Origin of the sequence: Nocardia sp. NPDC060220, from assembly GCF_042727815.1 — a bacterium.
In the GTDB taxonomy this organism is placed as follows: Bacteria; Actinomycetota; Actinomycetes; order Mycobacteriales; family Mycobacteriaceae; genus Nocardia.
Map to the genome: position 1 here is coordinate 1 of NZ_JBHWZY010000879.1, position 2,797 is coordinate 2,797.

General features: G+C 70.9%; 3 protein-coding genes. 1 reads left to right on the forward strand and 2 read right to left on the reverse strand.

The genetic code is table 11. From position 1 onward, the window contains the following. Positions 1-770, forward strand: a 770-nt coding sequence (locus ACFWF3_RS31135) for an aminotransferase class I/II-fold pyridoxal phosphate-dependent enzyme (protein ID WP_379317297.1), incomplete at its 5' end; no start/stop codon positions are given. Positions 771-893: 123 nt separating this feature from the next. Here the strand turns inward: ACFWF3_RS31135 and ACFWF3_RS31140 are convergent. Then, positions 894-2,399, reverse strand: a complete 1,506-nt coding sequence (locus ACFWF3_RS31140; protein ID WP_379317299.1) for an ArnT family glycosyltransferase — start codon at positions 2,397-2,399, stop codon at positions 894-896. Next, on the reverse strand, positions 2,396-2,797 hold a 402-nt coding region (locus ACFWF3_RS31145; protein ID WP_379317301.1), incomplete at its 5' end, for a TetR family transcriptional regulator C-terminal domain-containing protein. The genes ACFWF3_RS31145 and ACFWF3_RS31140, both read right to left, overlap by 4 nt.

The window sequence follows — 2,797 nt, forward strand, 5'->3', positions numbered from 1 at the left end:
GCGCGCGCCCGATCGCCGTCCGCCTCGACGAATCCGGCTTCCGGCCCGAGGAATTCGCGCGCGCGTTCGACGGACCGGCGCCGCGCGCGGTGATCCTGCAACCGCGCGCCCACAACCCGACCGGCGCCTCCCTCGGCGCGGCCAGAGTCCGCGAACTGGCGGCGATACTGCGCTCGTACCCCGCGCTGATCATCGAGGACGACCACTCCGCGGGCATCGCGACCACCCCGCTGCGCTCCCTGGCCGCGCGATTCCCCGATCGCGGGGTCTACATCCGCTCTTATTCCAAGTCCCACGGCGCCGATCTGCGGCTGGCCGTCGCGGGTGGGCCCGCGGCACTGCTGGATCCGGTGGTCGAACGCCGGATGCTCGGGCCCGGGTGGTCCAGCCGGCTACTACAGCGCGTGCTGTTGACGATGCTCCACGATGCCGGAGCGCGCGCCGCCGTCGCGGGCGCGCGCCTCGAATACCGCAGGCGCGCCACCGTTCTGCGCCGCGCGCTGGCCCGCCACGATGTCGTCGTGGCCGCGGGCGACGGCATCAATGTCTGGCTCCCGGTCTCCGACGAGAACGCCGCGATGATCAGCCTCGCCGCCGCGGGCATCAAGGCCGCGCCGGGCGGCCCGTTCGAAGCGGGCGAGCAGCCTGCCGGCGACCATCTACGTCTGACGCTGGGCGCACTCGGCGACACCGATATCGCCTGGCTCGCCGCCGAGCTCGCCGCCGCGGCGACCGCCACCCCGACCTACCGCCGCATCCGCAGATCCTGAACGCTGATCACGCCTGGCGCGGCGACGGCCTGGTGGGGCAGGGCTGGGCCCGCCGCACCCCGGCCGCCGGCCCACTCCGTCCACCGCTTCCGACGGGCGGCCGTGCGCGGTCACGTTGTGGCGCTACATCTCACGCAGGTCGGTCCACAGTTGCGACCACGGTCGCACCGGCAGTTCGCAGCGCCAGATCGTCACATCACGGGTGGCACCCGCGTAGCCGAGCCGGGCGTCGGCCCGGCCGATCGGCGTCACCGATCCGAAGTGCGCGCGCAACTCCTCGTGCTGCGCGCCGACATAGACCACCGTGGACGCCGAATCCGGTGGAGTGCCGAGATAGCCGTACCCACGACTCGGGCTGTACACCGCGGGCCAGCCGTACTGCTGCCGATATGTCTCGAGTGCCCCTGCTTGCCAATAGGATTCGGCGACGATCACCGCGTGCGCGCGCTCGGCCGGTGACAGTGTCCGGTACGCGAGGTCGGTGGACGAGGCCAGGTCGGACCAGCCGAACTTGCCGTGCAGCAGCAGGTCCGCGCCACCGGTGCTCGGCGGGATCGAGGACTCCGGCTGCCAGGGCAGCGACCACGCGGCGAGCGCGACCGAGAGCCCGATCACCGGAACCGCGGCGATCCGCTGCCACGTGGCCCTCGCCTCGACCAGCCCGACCGCCCCGGCCGCCATCGCGATCGGATAGATGCCGACGGCGTAGTAGGGCCGCCCGCCGGTCGCCACGAACGCGACCACGAGCAGCACGACCACCAGCCCGAAGAACCGGTAGGGGCGAAGCGATTCCGCACGGAACAACCGGATCGTGCCGTAGACCAGCAGGATCGCGCCGAGCAGCCCCGCCGCGAGCAGTGCGACCGGCACGAAGATCAACCGCCCGCCGATCATCTCCTGCTCGGCGCTGACCACGCCGCCCATCGCGAGCTGTGGCCATCCGTTCGCCGCCTGCCACAGCAGGCTGGGCACCATCGCGACCGCGGTGATCGCGGCGCCGATCCACAGCGCGGGCCTGCGCACCAGCTCACGGGGCCCGTAGGCGAGCACGCTGATTCCGACGCAGATCCAGAAGAACGGGATGAGCCATTTGACCTGCATGTCGATCGCGGTGACGATGCCGGCCCAGATCAGCAACGCATCGGCGCGAGTCCGCACCCAGCGCACGAGCAGCCAGGTGATGAGCACCCACAGCGGCCCGTCGATCGCATTGGTCGAGAGCTGGCTGCCCTGCACGAGCAGGAACGGTGACGTCGCGTAGGCGGCCGCGCTGATCAGCTGCGCGCCCCGCCCGCCCCCGAGCTCCCGTGCGATCGCCGCGGCGAGCACGATGCCGGCCACGGTGACCACCAGAGCCGGAAGTCGCAGTGCCACCAGCGAACCCGGTGCGAGCCAATCCATCGACCGGGCGATCAGCGGCACCAGCGGGCCCTGGTCGGCGTAGCTGACCGCCAGGTGATGGCCGCCCGCCGCGAGGAAGTACAACTCGTCGCCGAAGAATCCGTACTGCCCGAGCACCGCGAACAAACCGATCGAGGCCACCAGTGCGATCGCACCGACGCCGAGCGTGGCGAACGACGGAACCTCCCGCGCCACACTGGGTTCCGTGGATACCGCAGTAGTCGTCATCGGTCGTCCTTCCTGGTCACCGCGTCGTACATCCGGATGAGGTGCGTGCGATACCGGCGCACATCGAAATCGGGATCTCGCACCGCCCGGACGGCGACGCCGTCGATCGAATCGCGGATCAGCCGCGCGAGCACGGTCGGATCGAAGTCACCGAACTCACCGGTGCGCTGCCCCTCGGCCAGCGCCGCGGCCAGCGGGGCGATGATCTCCCGCTCACCGTCGGCGGTGTCGAATCGCAGCGTGCCGTCCGGGCCGCGCACGTTGAGCACGATATCGCCGACGGCGGCCACGTAACTCTTGTTGTCGTCGATGAATTGCAGATTCGACGACAGGTAGGCGTGCAGGGCCGCCCGGTAGCCGTCGGCGATCGCCGCGGTGAGAATCGGCGCCATGAACTC

What these genes read in the sequence shown, in the direction of transcription:
- ACFWF3_RS31140 (WP_379317299.1), bottom strand. Translation starts at nt 2,399, where the DNA reads ATGACGACTACTGCGGTATCCACGGAACCCAGTGTGGCGCGGGAGGTT.